The sequence below is a fragment of the Adlercreutzia equolifaciens genome (genome assembly GCF_029076695.1).
GTDB classification, from domain to species: Bacteria; Actinomycetota; Coriobacteriia; order Coriobacteriales; family Eggerthellaceae; genus Adlercreutzia; species Adlercreutzia equolifaciens_A.
Map to the genome: position 1 here is coordinate 773,603 of NZ_JARFIK010000002.1, position 21,163 is coordinate 794,765.

Annotated in this window: 15 protein-coding genes; 9 read left to right on the top strand and 6 right to left on the bottom strand. The window is 61.4% G+C overall.

The features are described 5' to 3' along the window. Positions 1 to 19 precede the first annotated feature (19 nt). The 4 genes from PZH32_RS09035 to PZH32_RS09050 all read left to right on the top strand — a co-directional run bounded on the left by PZH32_RS09035 (position 20) and on the right by PZH32_RS09050 (position 5,191). The gene (locus tag PZH32_RS09035) at positions 20 to 2,098 is read left to right on the top strand and encodes a heterodisulfide reductase-related iron-sulfur binding cluster (RefSeq protein WP_275207671.1); all 2,079 of its coding nucleotides are present in this window, start codon (positions 20 to 22) and stop codon (positions 2,096 to 2,098) included. Further along, positions 2,085 to 3,032, top strand: coding sequence for an NUDIX hydrolase (locus PZH32_RS09040; RefSeq protein ID WP_275207673.1), 948 nt, complete (start codon positions 2,085 to 2,087; stop codon positions 3,030 to 3,032). The genes PZH32_RS09035 and PZH32_RS09040 overlap by 14 nt, the downstream gene beginning before the upstream one ends. 2 nt (positions 3,033 to 3,034) lie before the next feature. Then, positions 3,035 to 3,862, top strand: a complete 828-nt coding sequence (locus PZH32_RS09045) for an MBL fold metallo-hydrolase (RefSeq protein WP_275207675.1) — start codon at positions 3,035 to 3,037, stop codon at positions 3,860 to 3,862. A gap of 186 nt (positions 3,863 to 4,048) precedes the next feature. Beyond that, on the top strand, positions 4,049 to 5,191 hold the full coding sequence (locus PZH32_RS09050; RefSeq protein WP_275207676.1) for an acyl-CoA dehydrogenase family protein: 1,143 nt from the start codon (positions 4,049 to 4,051) through the stop codon (positions 5,189 to 5,191). Positions 5,192 to 5,628: 437 nt separating this feature from the next. On the opposite strand, the gene fadK (PZH32_RS09055) is transcribed toward PZH32_RS09050, so the two are convergent. Both fadK (PZH32_RS09055) and fadK (PZH32_RS09060) read right to left on the bottom strand, forming a co-directional pair. Further along, positions 5,629 to 7,266, bottom strand: a complete 1,638-nt coding sequence (fadK, locus tag PZH32_RS09055; protein ID WP_275207678.1) for a medium-chain fatty-acid--CoA ligase — start codon at positions 7,264 to 7,266, stop codon at positions 5,629 to 5,631. Between the two features lie 127 nt (positions 7,267 to 7,393). Further along, positions 7,394 to 9,037, bottom strand: coding sequence for a medium-chain fatty-acid--CoA ligase (gene fadK / locus PZH32_RS09060; RefSeq protein WP_275207680.1), 1,644 nt, complete (start codon positions 9,035 to 9,037; stop codon positions 7,394 to 7,396). A 396-nt stretch (positions 9,038 to 9,433) separates the two neighbouring features. Here fadK (PZH32_RS09060) and PZH32_RS09065 point away from each other — a divergent pair, with 396 nt between their 5' ends. Beyond that, entirely contained in the window at positions 9,434 to 10,312 is an 879-nt protein-coding gene (locus PZH32_RS09065; RefSeq protein ID WP_275207682.1) for an enoyl-CoA hydratase/isomerase family protein, read from the top strand. Between the two features lie 285 nt (positions 10,313 to 10,597). Then, the gene (locus PZH32_RS09070) at positions 10,598 to 11,215 is read left to right on the top strand and encodes a flavodoxin family protein (protein WP_275207683.1); all 618 of its coding nucleotides are present in this window, start codon (positions 10,598 to 10,600) and stop codon (positions 11,213 to 11,215) included. Positions 11,216 to 11,341: 126 nt separating this feature from the next. Here the strand turns inward: PZH32_RS09070 and PZH32_RS09075 are convergent, their stop codons facing one another. The 4 genes from PZH32_RS09075 to PZH32_RS09090 form a co-directional block, all read right to left on the bottom strand. Continuing rightward, a complete protein-coding gene (locus PZH32_RS09075; RefSeq protein ID WP_343074514.1) occupies positions 11,342 to 11,695 on the bottom strand; it encodes a 4Fe-4S dicluster domain-containing protein in 354 nt (117 codons plus the stop codon). Positions 11,696 to 11,714: 19 nt separating this feature from the next. Continuing rightward, positions 11,715 to 13,706: an FAD-dependent oxidoreductase gene (locus PZH32_RS09080; RefSeq protein WP_275207685.1), complete on the bottom strand. Its 1,992-nt coding sequence runs from the start codon at positions 13,704 to 13,706 to the stop codon at positions 11,715 to 11,717. A 205-nt stretch (positions 13,707 to 13,911) separates the two neighbouring features. Next, entirely contained in the window at positions 13,912 to 15,339 is a 1,428-nt protein-coding gene (locus tag PZH32_RS09085; protein ID WP_275207686.1) for a helix-turn-helix transcriptional regulator, read from the bottom strand. A 142-nt stretch (positions 15,340 to 15,481) separates the two neighbouring features. Then, positions 15,482 to 16,792, bottom strand: a complete 1,311-nt coding sequence (locus PZH32_RS09090; RefSeq protein ID WP_275207687.1) for a CaiB/BaiF CoA transferase family protein — start codon at positions 16,790 to 16,792, stop codon at positions 15,482 to 15,484. 322 nt (positions 16,793 to 17,114) lie between these two features. Between PZH32_RS09090 and PZH32_RS09095 the strand changes: the two genes are divergently transcribed. From PZH32_RS09095 to PZH32_RS09105, 3 genes are all read left to right on the top strand, one after another. Continuing rightward, the gene (locus tag PZH32_RS09095) at positions 17,115 to 18,275 is read left to right on the top strand and encodes an acyl-CoA dehydrogenase family protein (protein ID WP_275207688.1); all 1,161 of its coding nucleotides are present in this window, start codon (positions 17,115 to 17,117) and stop codon (positions 18,273 to 18,275) included. A gap of 288 nt (positions 18,276 to 18,563) precedes the next feature. Further along, positions 18,564 to 19,844: a CynX/NimT family MFS transporter gene (locus PZH32_RS09100; RefSeq protein WP_275207689.1), complete on the top strand. Its 1,281-nt coding sequence runs from the start codon at positions 18,564 to 18,566 to the stop codon at positions 19,842 to 19,844. A 249-nt stretch (positions 19,845 to 20,093) separates the two neighbouring features. Continuing rightward, positions 20,094 to 21,032 (top strand): LysR family transcriptional regulator, encoded by a 939-nt coding sequence (locus PZH32_RS09105; RefSeq protein ID WP_275207691.1) that lies wholly within the window; start codon positions 20,094 to 20,096, stop codon positions 21,030 to 21,032. Positions 21,033 to 21,163 lie beyond the last annotated feature (131 nt).

Below are 21,163 nucleotides of genomic sequence, written 5' to 3' on the forward strand. Positions count from 1 at the left end.
CAGAGGAGCGTGCGCACCGATGGGCGAGACACCCACCCGTGAGGTACTGTGGAATATCGACAACAGCTGGATCATGTATCCGCTCTTTTTGCTGGCCCTGGGAGTGGCGGTGTTCTTCTTTGTGCGCCGCTGGCGCCTATGGAAGATCGGTCAGCCCGAGGATCGCACGTCGCATTGGAAAGAGCGCCTGATCGGGGCCGCCAAAGACTCCCTCTTGCAAATTAAAGTGCTCGAGCGCAAGGGCTCGGGCATCATGCACCTGTTCATGTACGTGGCCATGATCATCCTTTTGGTGGCCACGGTTACCGTGGCGGCCCAGGCTGACTTGGGCCTGCCCACGGTGCAGGGCGACTTCTACCTGTACTTCCTGTCCCTGACGGTGGATTTGGCCGGCGCCGCTTTCTGCATGGCCATGATCGGCTGCATTATCCGCCGTTTGGTGAACAAAAGCCTGGACACGAAGCCCCAGGACATCATCGTGCTGGTGGCGCTGCTGGTCATTGGCATCACGGGCTTCATCGTCGAGGGCATGCGCATCGAGGCCACTGACGATCCCTGGCGCGCCTGGTCGCCCATTGGCAGTCTTTTCGCTCAGCTGTTCATTACCTGGACGCCCGAGCAACTGCATATGGCCCATCAGTTCTTCTGGTGGTTCCACTTGGCCCTGGCCTTCGGCATCATCGCCTACTGGACCTACTCGAAGCTCGTCCATGTACTGCTGGTGCCCGCTGCGGCCTTCTATCGCTCGCTGGCGCCGAAGGGGGAGCTGCCCTTCATTGACATGGAGGACGAGAACCTGCTGACCATGGGTGTGGGCACCTTGGAGGAGATGACCTGGAAGGATCTCTTCGATACCGAGGCCTGCACGCGCTGCAATCGCTGCCAGGAGGCCTGTCCCGCCTTCAATACCGGCAAGCCGCTCTCGCCCAAGGCCCTCATGCAGGATATGCTGGGCGAACTGGAGCAGCGCGGCCCCATCGTCTACAACGTGCAGAAGAAGGCCCGCAAAGCCCTGGCCGAAGGCAAGGAGATGCCTCCCACGGCCGAGCTTCTGGAGCAGGCCGATTTGTCCGAGGCCGATCGCGCCATCGTCGATCGCACCTTGGTGGGCGACGTGATCAAGCCCGAGGCCCTGTGGTCGTGCACCACCTGCGCCTCGTGCATGGAGGAGTGCCCGGCCCTGCTCGAGCATGTGCCGAAGATTGTGAAGATGCGCACCTACCAGGTGTCCATGGAAAGCGCTTTCCCGCCGGAGGCCCAGGCCACCTTCCGCAACATGGAGAACAACGGCAATCCCTGGGGCCTGGGATGGCAAACCCGGGCGAAGTGGGCCGAGGGCCACGACGTGCCCACCTTGGCCGAGCATCCCGAGGCCGAGTACCTGTACTGGCCCGGCTGCTCGGGTGCCTTCGACAGCCGTAACCGCAAGGTGACGCTGGCCCTGGTCAAGCTGCTGAAGAAAGCCGGCGTGGACTTCGCCATCCTGGGCAACGAGGAGAAGTGCTGCGGCGACTCGGCCCGACGCATGGGCAACGAGTTCGTCTACTTTATGCTGGCCAGCGAGAACATTGCCACGCTCCAGGCCTACGGGGTGAAGAAGATCATCGTGCAGTGCCCGCACTGCTACCAGTCTTTGGCTCGCGACTACCCGCAGCTGGGCGGAAACTTCGAAGTGATCCATCATAGCGAGCTTTTGGCCCAACTGGTGCGCGAGGGGCGCCTGGAGGTGCCGCGCACGGTGAACGAGACGGTATGCTTCCACGATTCGTGCTACCTTGGCCGTTATCAGGACGTGTACGATGCCCCGCGCCAGGTGATTGCGCAGACCGGTGCCAGCGTGGTGGAGATGGAGCGCCACGGCAAGCACAGCTTCTGCTGCGGTGCCGGCGGCGGCCGTATGTGGCTTGAAGAGAATACTGGCGAGCGCATCAACGTGGCCCGCACCGAGCAGGCCTTGGCCACGGGGGCCGATGCCGTGGCGACGGCGTGCCCGTTCTGCCTGACCATGTTGGCCGATGGCATGACGACGCTCGAGGGGAACAAGGATGTCCTGGACATCGCAGAACTTATGGCAGGGGCATGGGATGACGAATCATGAGAGAACGTGCACGGTAAGGGACGCCATTAGTCCCGGCTGCTGGCTTACCTACGATATCGAGGCGCCCACGGCCGAGCGCGCGCGGCAGTTTCTGGCCGACCCGGCGGCGGTGGAGGTGGTGGAGCCGCGCTATGCGGCCACGGTGCTGCTGGTAAGCACAGCGCGACCCCACCATCGCGCCTGGGAGCGCGACGAATTCGGCCGCTTGGGCGAGCCCGTCTTGGAGCCGGCCCAAGGGCCGGTGGACGTGTTCATGCTGCGACGCGCCTCCACCATGGCCTTTGTGCCCGATGCCGTGGTGTTTCCCGGCGGCGGCATGGATCCGTCTGACCGCGAGTTCGACGGCGCCTGGGGCGGCCCGGACCCCGAGACGTGGGCCCAGGCCATGGATTGCACGCCGGATCTGGCCCAGGCGGTGCTGGTGACGGCGGCGCGCGAACTGTTCGAGGAGAGCGGCGTGCTGCTGGCTTCCACGGCCGACGGCGCCATGGCGCGGGATGCGCGCGGCGATCACTGGGCCTTCGAGCGGGCGGCCATTGCTGAGCGCTCGCTGCTGTTCGGCGAGTTCCTGAATCGGGAGGGGCTCGTGCTGCGCAGCGATCTTCTGCACTTGCGCTCCCATTGGGTGACACCGCCCAGCGAGACCCGGCGCTACAACACCTACTTCTTCCTGGCGCGTCTGCCCGAGGGGCAGCATGCCGACGGACGCACCTCCGAGGCTGTCGAGTCCTCCTGGATTACGCCCGGCGAGGCGTTTGCCCGGTTTGACGACGGGTATCTCAAGCTGGTGCCTCCCACTATTTCCAACCTGCGCTCGTTGGCCAAGGCCACCTCGGTGGACGATGCCTGTGCGCTGCCCTTCGACGGCCACGTGCGACCCATGCCCACCGAGACCGCCGACGGCTCCATCGCAATGATGTGCGAGGTGGTCTGATCATGGCTGCTCGTCTTGGCGAAATACCGGCCAACGAGGCCTTTGTCGGCCCTTACGCGCAATGCGTGCGCCACGAGAACGTGTCGCCGCTGACCTATCGGGGCACGAACAGCTGGGTCTTGGCCGAGCCCGGAGAGAAGCGCTGCGTGGTGGTGGATCCCGGTCCTCCCGATGAGAGCTGCGTCGATCGTCTGGCGGCGGCCTGCCGTCGACGGGGGCTCGAGGTGGCCGCTATTCTGCTGACCCACGACCATTTCGACCACGCCGGCTGCGCCAGCTTGGCCTCGCGGGTGTTCAGCGCGCCCATTCTCTCGGCCAAGCACGGCACCTTAGGCGAAGGGCCCTTGACCTTCGACGATATGTCGCTGGCGCTGGAGGTAGTGCCGCTGCCGGGCCATTCCAGCGATTCAGTGGGCATCTACGTGCCCGACGGCGATCTGGTGGTCACCGGCGACATGCTATTTGCCCAAAGCTCCACTATGGTCTATTGGCCCGACGGGCGCCTAGAGGCCTACCTGGCCAGTTTGGACAAGCTGGCCGCGCTTGTGCGCGAACAGGGCGTGCGCCAACTGCTGACCGGTCACGGACCGGTCATCGAGAACCCGGGACCGCGTATCGAGCAGGCGCGTCGTCATCGCATCCAGCGGCTGAACCAGGTGGTGTCGGCGGTGCGCAGCGGCATTCCGGCCGAGGCGGAGCCTTTGGTGGACGCCGTGTACAACGACGTGCCCCCCAATTTGCACGAGGGCGCCCTGCGAAGCGTGAACGCCCAGCTGCGCTACGCATTCGACCAGGGAATTCTCGAGGAGCATCGAGAGCGTGCACGATAGACGCGTTTTGGGGCCTCTGTGAGTTGGTCCAAGCGCACGCGTGGGGCAGCTGGGGCATGCGACGGCCGGTTTGGCCGTCCGTCCGCAGCGCCAAGGACTTCGCAGAACGTTTCGTCCGTCGATGGTTTCCCATCGCCTTGAGCGTTTTGAAGCATAGAGAAGGATATATGGAGAGGAAGGAAGAGCATGGCCGTTACCATGACCGAGGAACAGAAGGAACTTGTCCAGCTGGTGCGCGATGTGGCGCGCAACGAGGTAATGCCCCACGTGGCTGCTGCCGATGAGGCGGGGGAGTGCCCCCGAGAGCTGTTCCAGTGGGGCTTCGATATGGGCCTCCATATGGTGGAGATCCCCGAGGAATTCGGCGGCATGGGTCTGGACTATGAGACCTGCGCCATGATGTTCGAGGAGCTGGCCTGGGTGGATGCCGCCTACGCCGACACCTTTGTCACCAACTTCGTGGCCTTCCGCAACATCCATCTCCACGGTACGCCCGAGCAGGCGCAACACTTCGTGGAGCTAACCGAGAACAACGGCTTCGCTGCCTTCTGCCTGTCCGAGGCCTGTGCTGGCTCCGATGTGGCCGCCATGCGCACCACGGCAGTGCGCGATGGCGACGAGTACGTGATCAACGGCACGAAGACCTTCATTACCAATGGCTCCATCTCTTCGGCCTACGTGGTGTTCGCCAAGACTGACCCCGAGGCGGGCGGCCGCGGCATTACCGGCTTTCTCATCGACGGCGACACTCCGGGCCTTTCGGCCGGGGCCAAGGAGCACAAGATGGGCTTCCGCTTGTCTGACACCACGGAAGTGGTGCTGGAGAACGTGCGCGTGCCCGCCTCGGCCGTCATCGGCGAGGAGGGGAAGGGCATGAGCATTGCCCTGAACGCCCTCAACCTGTCCCGCGCCTTCATTTCCACCCTGGCCGTGGGCATCATGCAGCGCGCTTTAGACGAGGCCGTGGCCTACGCCAAGCAGCGCAAGCAGTTCGGCAAGCGCCTCATCGACATGGAGATGGTGCAGCAGATGCTGGCCGATATGGCAATCAAGACCGAGACCTCCCGCATTCTGGTGAACAACTGCATGCGCCAGATGGACGCCGGGCAGATGGTGCGCAAGGAAGGCGCCATCGTGAAGACCTTCGTCACCGATGCCATGCAAGAAGTGGTGAGCAACGCCGTCCAGGTGTTCGGCGGTTACGGCTACTCCAAGGACTACCCCGTGGAGAAGCTCATGCGCGACGCCAAGATCTTCCAGATCTTCGAAGGCTCCAACCAAATCCAGCGCATGACCATCGCCAAAGAACTCGACCGCGAGTACAAGTAGCTTGCAAAAAAACTTGAAGCTCCCCGGGGGCGGACCGCCGGGTATCCTGATTCGCTCAAACAGTCCTGGGCTCGCGCGAAACGTCCACTGGACGTTTCGGCTCGTGCGGAACTCGCTCGGTCAGGACACCCGGCGGTCCGCTTGGCGTTTTCTCGGTTGAGTGAAGGAGCAGGCGGACCGCTAGGTATCCTAGGTTCCCAAATTGCCCGCTTTGGTTCCCTGATTCATTTCCAAGCAAGAGTCTGACCTGGTGTTTTATCAGGAGGGGGAACCAAAGCGGGCTTTTTTGTCGTTTGTTGGGGTACCAAACAGGCCGATCTGGGAACTAACGTCGCAGGGATTTGGGCAGTCCGCCCCTCGGGGAGCTTCAAGCGCATACGAGAAAAGGGCCCGTGGGCCCTTTTCTCTTGCTGGTGGATGGTTGTCTGGACTCTGTGCTAGATCTCGCTTTCCATGCGGGCCTTCAGCTCTTGGGCCAGCACGAAGCGCTTTACCTTGCCCGTGGCGGTGACGGGGATCTCGGCGATGACCTCGACGCGCTCGGGCCACAGACGCTTGGCGATGTGTTTGGTCTGCAGGTAGGCGATGAGATCCTCCTTGCTGGGCGGGTTCAGGGGATCGGCGGGCACGATGAAGGTGCAGATGCGCTCGCCCAGGCGCTCGTCGGGCATGCCGATGGTGGCGCTCGTGACCAGGCCCGGGCAGCCGATCAGGTCGTCGTCCACCTCGCGGGCCGAGATGTTCTCGCCGCCGCGGATGATGACCTCCTTCTTACGGCCGTTGATGCGAATGCGGCCCTCCTCGTCCTGGTAGCACAAGTCGCCGCTGAAGAACCAGCCCTCGTCGTCGAGGGACTCGTCGGTGCGGTCACGCTCGTTCAGATAGCCCACGAACATATGGGGGCCGCGGGAGATTTCCTCGCCCTGAACGCCGCGCTCCACCTCGTTGCCGAACTCGTCGACCACGCGCACCTCGATGCCCTCGAAGGGCACGCCGGACCAGGCGCCGTTCCATTCGATGCAGTTCGCCGGCGGCACGTAGACGTGGGGGCAGCTTTCCGTGGAGCCGTAGATCTCGCAGAGCAGAATGCCGTGCTTGTAGGCCAGCTCGATGAGCGAGGCGGGGAGGGGAGCGCCGCCGCAGCCGAAGAGGTTCAGCGTCTCGAACTTGAGGCTGTCGTCGGCCTCCAGCACGTTGAGCATGTCGTAGATGAAGGGCGTCGCCGACATGGACCAGGTGACCCCTTCGCGGTTCATCAGCTCGATGGCCTCGCGAGGATGGAAGTCCTGCTGAAGCACGGAGCGGCCGCCCAGAAGCATGGGGGAGATGAGGCCGTGGAAAAAGCCCGTGGCATGGTTCAGCGGCGAGGGCATGAACATGACGTCGTGGCTCGTGCGCAGAAGCTCGCGGGTGAAGACGCGCTCCGAGAACAGAATGTTGTTGTGGGTGAGCATGGCCTGCTTGGGCTTGCCCGTGGTGCCCGAGGTGGGCAGGATGCATGCCACGGAGTCGGCCGAGACGTTCGGGTACTCCGTCAGTGGCTCGCAGGTGGCAAAGATGTCCTCGAAGGTGGGCAAATCGCTGTGGCTCGGGGCCACCTTGGCCAGGACGGCAATGGCCTTCAAGGACGGAATTTGGTCGCGGACCGAGAGGATCTGGGCCTCGTAGTCCACATTGTGGGAGAACGTGGGCGCCAGGTAAGCGCGGGAGCCCACCAGGTTCATGGCGTACTCCAGGTCCACGTCGTTGTAGTTGCGCGGCACCGGGTGCAGCACGCCGCCCGCCTTGAGCACGGCCACGTAGGCAATGCAGAACTCGGCCCAGGTGGGGAACTGCAGCGTAACGACATCGCCGGGCTCGATGCCCTGGGCCACCAGCCACGCGGCGAGACGCGAGGCCTTGTCGTCGATCTCACCGTAGGTGTAGCGGGCGCCTTGGTCGTCGCAGACGTACTCCTGCTCGGCCAGGGCCGCTGCCTGGCGATGCCACACATCGGCGATGGTGTCCTCGGTCCAGTACCCTTGCTCGTAGTACTTCTTCTTCTGGTCTTCGTTGATTTTCAGATCATCAATCATGCCAGCCCCTTCTGACTTCTCTCTTTTCGGCCTTCCTCCCCAAGAGCCGAATTACCCTGTTGACACTATGATACCTACGTTTGACCTCGCTGATCATCGTAGGTGGGCGTGCTTCGATAGGAATGTTCTATGAGACTTCGGCGGCCATGCGACTTGCCAGCTCGTCGGTGAGCACATTGCGCCGCACCTTGCCCATGAGCGTCTTGGGGATCTCCTCGATGATCTCGATGCGCTCGGGCCACAGGCGCTTCGGAACGCCCTTCTCCGCCAGGTAGCCCGTGACGCTTTCAAGGGTGGGCACCGCGTCGCCGAGGGGCGCCACGAAGGTGCAGATGCGCTCGCCCAGACGATCGTCGGGCATGCCGATGGTGGCGGACTCGCCCACGCCGGGGCAACCTACCAAGTTGTCGTCGATCTCGCGAGCCGACAGGTTCTCGCCACCGCGGATGATGATCTCCTTGCGGCGGCCGTTGATGCGGATGCGTCCCTGCTCGTCCATGTAGCCCAGGTCGCCCGAGAACCACCAGCCGTCGTCGTTCAAGGCGCGATCGGTGCGCTCCGGCTCGTTCAGGTAGCCTACGAACTGGTGCGGTCCGCGGCTGATGTGCTCGCCCTGGACGCCGGGGGCCACGTCGTTGCCCTGCTCGTCCACGTAGCGTACCTCGATGCCCTCGAAGGGCACGCCGGACCAGTCGCCGTTCCATTCCACGCACTTGCTGGGCGGCACGTAGATGTGCGGGCAGCTTTCCGTGGAGCCGAAAATCTCGCAGAGAAGAATGTTATGGCGATGGGCGCGGTCGATGAGGGCGCCGGGCACGGGAGCACCGCCGCAGGAATGCAGCACGTAGGTGGGAATGGACTCGTCGGGATGAGCATCCAGGTACTTCAGAATGTCGTAGATGAACGGGGTGGAGCACATGGACCAGGTGGCGTTCTCGGCGTTGATGAGCTTGATGGCGCTCTCTACGTCGAAGTCCTGCATGAGCACCGAGCGACCGCCCAGAAGCATGGGGGAGAGCAGGCCATGGAAGAAGCCCACCGCGTGGTTGAGCGGCGCGGGCATCCACATGACGTCATTCTCCGTGCGCTCGAGGCCCTTCACGAACACCCCCTCCGAGAAGAGGATGTTGTTGTGGGTGAGCATGACCTCCTTGGGTTTGCCCGTGGTGCCCGAGGTAGACAGCAGGCAGGCCACCTCGTCGGACTTGACCGGCGGATAGCTGGCCAGAGGTTCGGTGGAGGCGACGATCTCGTTGATGGTGGGCAGCGTGCTGCCCACGGCCTTCGGGGCCTTCTTGTCCACCAGGGCAATGGCCTTCAGCGTGGGAATGTCGTCGGCAATGGAAAGGATCTGCTCCTCGTAGTTCACGCCGTGGAAATAGGTAGGGCCGATGTAGGCCTTCGAGCCCACCAGGTTCATGGCGTAGGTCAAATCGGCGCCGTTGAAGTTGCGGGCCAGGGATTGGATGACCGCGCCGGCCTTGAAGCAGGCTACATAGGCAATGCAGAACTCGGCCCAGTTGGGGAACTGCAGGGTCACCACATCGCCCGATTCGATGCCCTGGTCCACGAGCCACGCGGCCAGGCGGCTGGCGGCATCGTCGATCTCGCCATAGGTATAGCGTGCACCCTGGTCGTCGGCGACGTACTCGTCATCTCGATGGGCGGCTGCTTGGCGGTCCCAGACATCACGGATGGTGTCTTCGGTCCAGTACCCCTTCTCGTAGTACTTCTTCCGCTGCTCCTCGTTGATCTTCAGATCGGTGATCATAGGCTTCCTTCCTTAAGAGAACCTTCAATCTAAAAGCAGTCGACTGCCGCTCCGTTGGACTTCCCTGAGAAGCCTTCAAGTAATGCGAAGCAAGCCGTCCGCCGATAGCCCACGAGTTGTTGCTTGCTTTCAGCATACAAACTTGTATGTGGGACAAACAGTGTAAAATGAGAAAAGATTATTGGAAGAAGCGATACTTCAATAGAGCTCAGCAATACCAGCGAGAAATTTACCCCACACTTTTTAATAATTGTGTATCTAAAAGGACAAAGATTAATTTTTGTCCGTGGAAATAGCGTTCGAATCCAGGCATGATAAGAGCAAAGCTTGACGGAACGGGAATTCCGATGGGCTAAATCAACCAACTTGAGTAAAGGTTTGAGAAAGGGGTTTTACATGAGCGTGTACCAGGAGGCTTATCATCTTCCCGAGTTCACCTACGACTACGAGAAGCTGAAGATCGAGCAGCGCGGCCCGGTCTACATTTGCTCCTTCAACGACGCCGGCAACCTGAATGCCATGTCCTACGCTCAGATGGCGGAGTTCAACGACTTCCTCATCAAGGTGCGCATGGACAAGGATTGCCGCGTGATCGTGCTGACCGGCGAGGGCAAGTCCTTCTGCGCCGGCTTCAACCTGAACGACCTCGCGCTCGAGCCCCCCGAGGACATGGGCCGCATCCAGCGTGACTTCTACATCATGCAGCGTATGTGCTCCGACCAGATCGTGAACATGCGTCGCTGCGAGCAGCCCATCATCGGCGCCCTGAAGGGCTTCGCCGTGGGCGGTGGCCTGTCCATCTCCTGCGCTTGCGACATGCGCATCCTGGGCGAGTCCTACAAGATGAACGCCGGCTACCTGTCCATCGGCTACACCGGCACCGACATGGGCGGCGCCTTCTTCCTCCCGAAGATCGTGGGCTATGCTCGCGCTTGCGAGATCCTCATGAACCCCCGTCGTTTCGACGCTCAGAAGCTGCTGGAGTGGGGCTTCGCCAACCAGGTCGTGGCCGACGACGACGTGCTTGAGACCGCCGTGGCCCTGGCCGAGGAGATCTGCCGCGAGACCGCTCCGTTCGGTCTGCGCCTGACCAAGGAGTGCCTGCAGTCCTCGCTCGACGGCACCTCCTTCGAGAACGTCATCAAGATGGAGAACCGCAACCAGGTTCTGGCCTCCAACACCAACGACGGCATCATGGGCACCCTGAAGATGAACCCGAAGAACCGCGAGGACGTGAAGGCCAACCCCGAGAAGTACGCCTTCCACAACATGTAAGAGTTCGGACGAGGATAATCGTTCGTACCTTGAGAGCCCCGATGCCGCATGGCCGGGGCTCTCTTTCTTGTTTGGGGCTCTTCCGGGGTCGGGCTACCGGTTAGTGCTCAGTCGCTCAAACAGTCCTCGCTTTGGAAAACAGTCCAGTGGACTGTTTTCGTTGCGTGTCGGCGCCCGAGCGAAGCGAGGAAGTACCCTTGGGGTGAACTCGCTTGGTGAGCACCACCCGGTACCCCTCTACACTCAGCCTTAGCTGAATAACCAGAGAGTTTTGAAAGGAACGCTATGAAAGTATTGGGAATCAATGGGAGCCATCGGCCGGGGAAGGGGACGGCGGCGCTGCTGAAGGCGGCGCTGGACGCGGCGGCCGAGGCGGGCGCGTCGACCGAGCTCGTGGAATTGGCGCAGCTCGACATTCAATTCTGCATCGGCTGCAATGCCTGTTTGGGGCGCACCAGCTGCACGCTGTCCGATGACATGAACGATCTGTACGAGAAGATGCGCGATGCCGATGCCATTCTGCTGGCCTCGCCGGACTACTTCGGTACGGTCAGTGCGCGCATGAAGAACTTCATGGACCGCACCCGTCCCTTCCATATGGTGGAGAACGTGCTCAAGGGGAAGCTGGGCGGCGGCTTGGCCACCGCTGGTCTGAACAACTGCGGCGCCGAGGGCACGCTGGAGCTCATCGATCATTGGCTGGCCACCCATGAGATGATCGCCGTGCATCCGCGCCCCAAGGGCCCGGTGCTGGCGCCGGGTGCCATTGCCACGGGCTTTGCCGGCCTGGACGAGGAGGGGCGCCCGCAGTGGCGTTCGGTGAAGGCCGATCCCATCGGCTTCGATCTGGCCCGTCAGATGGGCCTTGATGTGGTAGAAATGGGAACGCGCCTGGGGTATTGATCCCGAAGCGCGTTCTTAAGCCCAACTTCGCGTGCGGTTGCGCGCGAAGCTCCCGGAGGATAGAAAAAAGAGGAGTCGGCTCGATCGCCAGGGAGGATGCGGTCGGGCCGACTCTGTTGAAAGGGGCTATTTACCGCTCCAGCCGCCTGACTTGTCGCCGCCCTCGGCCTCCTTGGCCGCGGCCTCTTCGGCCGACTTCTCGGGCTGGGCGATGGTGGCTTCCTTGACGGAATCCGGCGTGACCGAGTCGGGCACGGCCGCGCGGGCCGCAGCATTCACCATAGAGGTCTGGTAGTAGCTCATATCCAAAGAGCGTCCCTGGCACCCCATATAGCACTGGCCGCAGCTCTGGCAGTTCTCGGGGTAGGCGATGACCGACTTGTTGTTGTCGGTGTCGAAGCGGAACACGTCCATGGGACATACGGTCACGCAGTGCTGGCAACCGATGCAATTGTTCAAATCGTAGCGTACAACGCTCATATCTCTTCTCCTTTCCTGCCTATTTTCCCCAGCCGCCGGTCGACTCTTCCTCGGGCAGGCCCTTGGCCTTCGCCTCGCCGGGGAAGCGCACGGCGTAACGGGTGGCGTAGTCCTGCTTGGTGTCGCCAACCCAGTCCTGCTTGAGCGGCACGCGGTCGATGACCATGTCGCCCTTGTCGCCCTTGGTGATGGTGATATAGCACAGGAAGTTGTCGTCGTCGCGATAGGGGAAGTCGCTGCGGTAGTGGGCGCCGCGGCTCTCCTGGCGCTCCAGGCTCGCGCGCAGCTTCATCTCGGCGGAGAGCACCTTGTGCTTCATCTCGATGCACAGGCGCTGCTGGTGCGGGTTGGTGGCCTGCAGCTTGGGAACCACCTTGTCGCGCATCTGCTGCACCTGGGTGAGGGCGGCCTTCAGCGCCGGCTCGCTCTTGTCCACCAGTACCCAGAAGGGCGACATGATGCCATGGAGCTCGTCGCGGGCCCAGTCGGGGCTGAAGCCCTTCTCCTGGTTGAGCGGCGCCTCGATCTCGGCCTTCACCGCGTCGATGGTGTCCTGGGGCACCTTGCCGGACGTGGAGGCGCTGGCAGCGTACTTGGCCGCGGCCTCACCGGCGATGTGGCCCTGGATGGAGGTGAAGTTCGACGTGAAGCCCACGCCCACGGGGTAGGCGGAGCCGGTCACGGCGCAGCCGTTGATACCGTCGCCGGCCACCCACAGGCCCGGAATGCCCGTAGCGCCCTCGACGTCGTCCAGGCCGCAGAACACGCCGCCGGAGAAGTGGGACTGCATGCCCACGGCAGCGCCGTAGCAGTCGCCCTTGGGCTTGGGGGACAGCATCTTGCCGATGCGGATATCGTCCTCGTTGCCCGACAGCGTGCCGCCGCGGCGGCCGATGTCGGCAGCGGCCTGATCCTCGATGTTGGTGCCGTCGTTCACGGCCATACCGTCGATGGTGCCCGTCACGCGGGCCACTACCATGGCCTTCTCCTTGCCGGTGGCGTAGCTTTCCGCCGTGTCGGCGGTAATGTCGCCGCCGCACAGCCAGATGTTCTCCAGCCAGTCCCACTGATTGTCCACGAAGGAGTTGCCCGAAGCATAGGAGGTGGTGACGTGGAAGTCATCGAACTCCTTGTTGGCAATGGGCAGGCCCAGGTTGTAGGCAATGTACTCGCCGTCGAAGGTGTTGCCGCCAACCGGGTAGCCGGTGGGCTTGTAGCAGCCGCCGCCCATGGCCATAATCACGGATTTGGCGTTGAAGGTAACCAGCGTGCCGGACGGGACATGGAAGCCCACGGCGCCGCAGACCGCATCGCCGTCGCGTGCCACATCCACCACCATGGTGAAGGGCGCTACCTCGATGCCGGCCTCCTCGATGAGCGGAAGCCAGCGGGCATGACGGTCAACGCTGGCATTGGCGTCGTAGTAGCCCTGGAAATCCAGATCGTTCCAGTACTCGGTGTCGGCGCAGCGATCGTAGCGATCCATCAGGCCCCAGTCGGCCAGGCGCTGGTAGGTCTCCTTGGAGTGGTCGATCCACATCTGGTACCAGTTCTGGTTTACCAGATACTCGCCGCCCATGGTGATGGCCTTCTTGAAGGCATCGGCGTCGTCGCCCATATCGGGATCGAACCAACGGTGGGAGCTGGGCCACGGAGACAGGCCGGAATAACCCGGGTTGCCCTTGTCCACCATGACGACGCTGGCGCCGGCGTCCTTGGCGGCCATGGCCGCGTTCAGGCCGGCGAAACCGCCGCCGATGACGAGCACGTCGCAGTCGTAGGTGGTCTTCTCGGGAGCCGCGGCCGCCGGGATAGCCAACTCGGTGGTGACGCGCGTCTCGCCCGATGCCGCATCGCCCGTTGCGGCGGTGTCGGTTTTCTCAGACGCCTCCTGGGGAGCGCAGCCGGACAAAGCCATAAGGCCCAATCCGCCGGCAGCCAGGCTGCCGGCGCGCAGGAAAGCGCGGCGAGACAGACCATCGGAGCGAGATTCGTCCATGAAGTTACTCATGTATCCATCCTTCCTTCATTGTGCAAACAGCCGGTATCCTCAAACCGGCCACGGCGAAAGCTTGGCTGCTTCCGTCGTGGGAAGAACTATGGATAAATGGTGGGGAAGGGACAACCGTCCAAAGGGACAAATCTGGTTTAGCCCAGGGTGTAGCGCCTAGACTAAACGAACAACTCCCAGGTAGAATAACAGATTTGACAAGAAATTAATTTGACCGATAGGTGTCGAGCAGGGCAATAAGTTCTTGCTTGTTTTTAACGGACAGTTTTCGGTACACGTGAGAAAGGTGGCTTTTGACCGTCGATTCGGAGACCAGAAGCGTCTCGGCAATGCGTTTGGCGGAGTAGCCGCGATAGGTAAGGGAGACCACCTCGAGCTCGCGGGAGGAAATGTCGTAGGAGGCCGTGGCGCGTCGGCATACCTCGGCCTGCCACTCGTCGCCCTGAAGTTGGAAGCGCTCTACGGTGCCTCGGGAATACGCGACGAGCAGGCCGATGGCGGCAGCGGCAATAAAGAAGGCGCCGGCCGAGGCGAGCGGGGCTACCAAGGGAGAGGCTGCCAGTGAAGCCAGTGCGCCACTCGAGAGCATGACGTCCTGAGATACCAGCTGGGGCAAGGTGAAGGCCGCGATGCCGACGAGGCCGTAGACCAGCGGACATGAGAGGTGCCGCCGCGCTGTTTTGCTTGCCAGACAAATGAGCAGCAGAACCTCGGTGCTGTGCTCGGCACCGACAAGAACGCGTTTGGCGAAGGTGGCCCAGAGCCCGTCGGGATGGGCGAGGTTGAGCACCAGCAGCATAGCCATGTAGATGAGCGCCACCAGGGCCACCATGGAGATGATGTTGGAGGTAGAGGCTTCCCTGCGCGAGAAGAACGCCGTGGCGGCTCCGATAAGGACGAGACCGGTGGCCGCTGTCGTGACTTGGGCCACGGGCTGAAGCAGGCCGATCATATCGATGCCCGAGCCCATGGTGGTGAACAGGCGCACCGATAGGGCGCCGAAGAAGATGAAAACCACGAGCAGGGCAATGAGGCCCCAGGGCAGGGGGCGCAGCGAGCGCACCGATTCCGATACCGGCGTCTCACGGGGAAGGGCTCCGGTGCCCTCGAGCAGCGCAAGAGACAAGAGCGGGCACAGCGTCGAGACGAAGCTGAGGGGCCCTTTGCCCAGGAAGATGAGCACAATCCAAAGAGCGCTGAAAACCACGAAGGAAAAGCCGATGGTCAGAACGCTGCGGGCACGGCCGCGTTGCGAGCAGGCCGCGAGCCATGCAATGAAAAAGAACGCCGTAGAAAAGGCCGTCAGAGCCAGGGCGATGACATCGAAGGCCAGCAAGTTCGGACCTTGGTCGGGCCTCAGGAGGAAAAACAGGCAGCCGACAAAGCCTGCCGCACCGGCTACGCGGCGCAACCAAACGGGACGGTGCCCGGCAAGAGGGCGACGGGCGCCGATAAGGCAGCCGTAGGCAAGAATAAGGAACAGCGAGTAAAGCAGGTGGTAGGTGGACAGCAGAGCCGCCGAGTTGGCCATAGTGGCCGAGGAAAGAGAGAGCGGGTAGTAGGGCGAGACCATCAGGGTAAACCAGATGGTTGCAAGGCCGGCGACGAAGCGAAGGTCAAGAGCGGAAAACATGTGACGAAAATTGCTGTTCATAGGGCCAGTATAGCACTCCCTTTCAGGGTTGCCGCATAAGGAAACCCCCTCCGAAGAGGGGGTTTCGAGAGATAGGAGCCTGGTTGTCGTACCTGCCAGGTGCAGGTTGGGTTGGTAGGGCCTACCAGTTGCAGGCGGCTTCGCCCTTGACCTGGCGCTCGGACTTGAAGATGGTGTCCGGCACTTCCTCGCCGTGGTAGCACTTCACAGCGCCCTTCTCCTCCAGCTCGGCAATCTGCTCGGGGGTGTAGCCGTACTTCTCGAGGTACTCGGCGGTGTGGTAGCCGATGGGCTTGGACAGGATGATCGGCGGGTCACCGAAGCCGGCGTAGCGGATCGGCGTGGTGGGCAGCGCGTGCTCACCGAAGGCCTCGTAGTTCACCTTGCGGATGGCGTCGTTGACGTAGGCCTCGTCGTCCTTCAGGATGTCGGTGAAGCGGAACACCTTCTGGCTGGGCACATCCCACTCGGCCAGAATCTTCAGCCACTCTTCCAGGTCCTTCTTGGAGAAGCCCTCGTCGAGGATGGTGATGAGCTCCGGCTGCAGATGATGCTCTTTGACGTTCTCGATGGTGGCAAAGCGCGGATCGTCCACCAGGTCGTCGCGACCGATGATCTTCATCATGTCGTTGTAGTAGCGGTTGTGCTGCGGCTGGCAGATGTACAGCCACTTGTCGTCCGCCGTCTTGTAGGTGTTGTTGAAGGGGTTCGGCACGTCGGTGCGGGACTTCGGGTAGTCAGCACCGAACTGCTGGGCACACAGGCCGATGGAGCCGCCCCAGATGGCGGAGTGGTACAGGTTGACGACAACCTTCTCGCCCTGGCCGGTGCGCAGCTTGTTCACCAGCGCGCCGAGCAGGCCGGCGGCCATCATGATGGCGGTGTTGTAGTCGCCGAAGGCCTGAGGCGGAATGGCCGGGGAGGTGTCCTTCTCGGGGAAGGTACCGGCAACGCCACCGCGGGCAGCCCAGCACACGGCGTCATAGCCGGGGGCATGGGCGAACTCGCCGAACTCGCCGTAGCCGCGCATCTGGCCCCAGATCAGACCCGGGAACTCGGCATGCAGGGTCTCGTAGTCAAGACCGAGCTTCTGCAGAGCGGCCGTACGCATGTTGTTCATGAAGATGTCGGCCTCACCGATCATCTTCTTGGCGATGGCCAGGCCCTCGGGGTCCTTGAGGTTCAGGGACACCCAGTTCTTGTTGGTGTTGTTCAGGTCGATGGTGGGATCTTCCGTGTCGGTCAGCTCGCAGCCGAAGCCCGGGCCCTGGGTGCGCTGGGTATCGCCAGCGAAGGACTCGATCTTGATAACCTCGGCGCCCATCTCAGACAGAACGCGGACGGTGGCGGGAGCGGCCACGTAGGTGCACATCTCCACTACTTTGATGCCGGCGAGCGGTCCGTAGCCATTGAGTTTCTCAGTGACGGTCATGGAACGACTCTCCTTCCTCTCTTTGGTGTCGGTCGGGCGGTTCGTTTGTTTGCAGTTATATATTCGCAGGATTGTTGACATCCAACTATGGACAATATGAAAGATATGAGTAAAAAAGGCTTCAATTTCTATAAAAATTAGCTATATTGAGTGATTAATACGGGAAACAAACAGGACAAGATTAATTTTATGTTTCACATTGGGTAGCAAAATGGGGCAGATGGCGGCTGCCGTTGGACAATTTTTTGCGAATGATCCTTGCGCTTCGCATCCATCACTATTTTAATGGGAGACAACTCTTATATATGAAAGGGGAGAGACGGTGGACTTCACTCTAAGCGATGAGCAGAAGAAGCTCGTCGGTGCTTTTCGGAATTTCGGCATGGAAACCTTTGCGCCCGAGCGCGTAAGCCGCTGGTGCCGCGATCAGGGCCTTCCCGATATGGTTATGAAGGAGTTCGTCGATCTTTATTACGAGACCTCCGAGGACAACGTGCCCGCCGATGTGGCCCATACGCTGTTTTCCCAAGTGCTCATTGTGGAGGAGCTCTCGCGTTGCGCGGGCACGGTGCTGCCTTTCCAAAATGATCTTTTCAACCTTCATATTATGCAGGGTTTCGCCCAAGGGGGAGAAGCGGCCAGCATTACGGCCGATTATCGCCAAAGCGGACGCCTCATGTTCGCTCTGGCCATTTCCGAGCCCGACGGCGGCTCGGACACCATGGCTATGAAGACCTCCTGCCAAACCGTCGACGGCAAGATCCTCCTCAACGGTCGTAAGTCCTACGTGAACAACGGCGAATATGCGCCCTATATCCTGACCGCCGCCATCGATCGCGACGAGAAGGAGACCGGCGGCCATCCTTCGCTTTCCTTCTGGCTGGTGCCCCGCAATGTGCCCGGCATCAATGCGGTGCCCATCAGCAAGATCGGCCAATCCATGCTGCCCTTCGCGCTTATCTCCTTCGACGATGTAGAGCTCAAGCCGGAGTGGCGTCTCGACGATGCCGAGGGCGGCTTCCGCCGCTTGTTCCACTTGCTGGAATACGGTCGTGTTCTTCTGTGCGCCTCGTCGCTGGGTATTGCCCAGGCGGCCATGGACGATGCCGTGGCCCATGCGCGCAGCCGCAAGGCCTTCGGTGTTCAGGTAGGGCGCTTCCAGCAAATCGAGACCATGCTTACTGACATGGAGGTGCGCCTGCAGAATATGCGCTCCATGGTGTACCGCGCCGCCTGCGAAATTGAGGACGCCGGGGAAGAGGAGCGGCTCATGGTGGCCCTCATGAAGCGCTACGTGCCCCGGGCCGCCGTGGAAGTGGCCTCGGACGCCATGCAAATTTTGGGTGGCCTGGGCTATACCGAGGGCTCGCGGGTAAGTCGCATCTGGGAGGACAGCCGCGGCAATCAAATTGCCGAAGGTACCGATCAGGTGATGGTTTATATTGCCGCGCCGCTGATCATGGAGAAGTACCGCAGCTTCTAGGAAATACTCAAGCTAGAAAATATGTCCAGTTTCTATCGGAATACTTCAGGGATATATTGGCGTTGACTATAGGTAAATCGGCATAATTATTATCAATAATGGGACAACAAAAATAAGTTGTCCCATTTTTATATCTAAATAGGGACAAACTGCTCAACATTGACCGTCAAAATGCGACGGCGAGTTCGCTAGACTGTGCAGTGCGGGTGCAATGCCCGTGAACTTTCGTTCAACAGGGGTTCGAAGTTTGCGCAAGTTTTTCTGTTTCGCTATTAGAGGAGGTTCATTTTGAGCGCGACCGCTACCAAAGAGAAGATGAGCGTGCGTCACCTTCTTGTCGTACTGACCGGCATCATGATCACGTTCGGTTGTTCGGCGCTGTGCTTTTCCACGTGGGGTATGTTCCAGCCCGTCGTCGCCGAGAGCCTGGGTGTTCCCACTACGGCTTTCGCCATGTACGTGACTGTTATGTATCTGACCATGACCATTGCCTCGCCTTTCGCGGGCAAGCTTCTGCAGACTATGGACATCCGCATTCTGCTGTCCATCTCCGCCGCCCTCGTTGGCTGCGCCTTCCTGCTGATGAGCTTCTCGGACACCATCGTGCTGTTCTACGTGGCTGCCGTTATGCTGGGCCTGGGCGAGATCACCATCCTGTGGCTGGCCATCCCCACGCTTATCAACCGCTGGTTCGTTGAGCGCGCCGGCTTCTTCATCGGCCTGTGCATGGCTTTCACCGGCATCGGCGGCGCCATCTGGAACGCCGTGTTCACCGCTCTGATCACGAACGGCTACGACTTCCACACCCTGTACCTGATCTGGGGCGTTATTGCTCTGGTCACCTCGCTGCCCTTCACGCTGTTCTGCGTGCGCAACTCTCCCGAGGACTGCGGCCTGGCTCCTTACGGTGCTTCCATGCATCAGAACGCCATCGGTGCTGAAGTGGCCGCCAAGCCCTCCGGCCTGGACGCTTCCTTCGTGATGAAGACCCCGATGTTCTACGCCATCTGTGTGTTCGCCGGCCTTATCAACATCGCCATCCTCATCGCCATGCAGTTCCCCACCTACACCAAGTCGCTGACCGACGTGGCCTTCGACGTGGTTATCGTCGGCGGTGTTATGTCCACCGTTATGATGGTGGGCCAGGCTATCTTCAAGGTGGTTCTGGGCGCTGTGGCTGACAAGAACGCCAAGGGCGCTCTGATCTTCGCCTTCGCCGCTGGCATCATCGGCATTCTGCTCTGCTGGCTGTGCACCTTCAGCGAGTACGCCATGTACGCCGGCGCCTTCATCTTCGGCGGCTGCTACGCCACCGCCGTGGTGCTGGTTCCCGTTATCTGCCGTCAGTCCTTCGGCACCCGCGAGTACTCCATCATCTACTCTCGCGTGTCCACCGTGTTCAACCTGATCGCTGCCTTCGCGGCTATGATCTGGGCTTGGATCGGCTCCTCCTTCGGCTTCACCGTGGCCTTCATCGTGGCTATGGTCATGCTGGTGGTCATCCTGCTGCTGGGCCTGTACATCTTCAAGGCTGCTGCGGGCTACAAGAAGGATTGGACGACCGAGTAACGTCGCTATTGCGCAAACCTCTGTCGATCTAGAAAGCGGGGAGTGGAAGCTCCCCGCTTTTTGTGCGTCCTGCTCAATGCTCCCGGGGCAGGGGTGAATTTTGCTGGTGCAAACATTTCGCTTCGAGTATACTTGAGTCATTCGAATGGCATTGTTTGCTACGGCGAATGAGGCGGAAAAGCCACGATCGAGGGGGAGCGATCGGTCGTAAGAAATTTGTGCAGGGTCCGACATCCGCAAGGGGAAAGCATGAATCTGTCTCAGCTCAAGTACTTCAAGAAGCTTGCCGAAGTACTGCACTACACCCGGGCCGCCCAAGAGCTCTTCATTACCCAGCCCACGCTCTCCGGGGCTATTCTCTCTTTGGAGAAGGAGCTTGATGCGCCCTTGTTCGAGCGCAAGGGGCGCTTGGTCTCCCTTACTCCCTATGGCGAGGTGTTCTACGAGCACGTGTGCCTGGCGCTGCGGGCTATCGACGACGGTGTGGCCGCGGTCAGCGCCCGGTCCAACGCCAGCTTGGGCACGGTCAACCTGGGCACTACCTTTACCACCCAGGACCACTACCTCCCCGCCCTCATCCGCGATTTCGAGGACGCTTTCGACAAGCGCGTCATTGTGAAGGTGTCCCAGGGTTTCACCAACTATCTGACCGAGCAGCTGCGCCACGGCACCTTAGATGTGGCTTTCTGCGGCAAACGCCCCAACGAGACGGAAATCGAGTACTATCCCGTGAAGCTGTGCGAGCTGGCCCTCTACGTACGCGACGACCATCCGCTGGCCGGCACGGCCGAGGTGGAGTTCGAGGCCCTCAACGGGGTGGATCTGTGCACCTACCGGCGCGGCACACCCATCGGCGACCGCGTCAGCGCCATGCTGGAGGAGCATGAGGTGCACAGCGCCTCGTTCAATTACGACGACGATGTGTCCATGGGCTCCTTCTTGTCCTACAACGGCGGCAATGCCGGTGCCCTGATGCTGGACTCGCTGGGCGCCCAGCTGTTCTCGAACTTGCGGCAGGTGCGCGTGAACGGCGTGCCCGAGCACTTCTACACCGTGTACCTGGCCTACCACAAGAAGCATGTGCACTCGCGCACGGTGACCGATTTCATCGACTTCGTGAAAAGCTATGCGGGCAACGACGTCGTCGAGGAGACCGAGGTGGTGGAGGAAGAGCAGGCGGCCGACTAGCCGTTTGCAGAGAGGCGCCGCGCTGTCCGAAGCGCGCGCCGCTGGGCCGCAGGGGCGCGCCGTTGGGGCCGTGCTTGACGGGCGGCCGTGCAAAAGCCGCGAAATCCCTAGCGTAACGGCGACAACTGTGG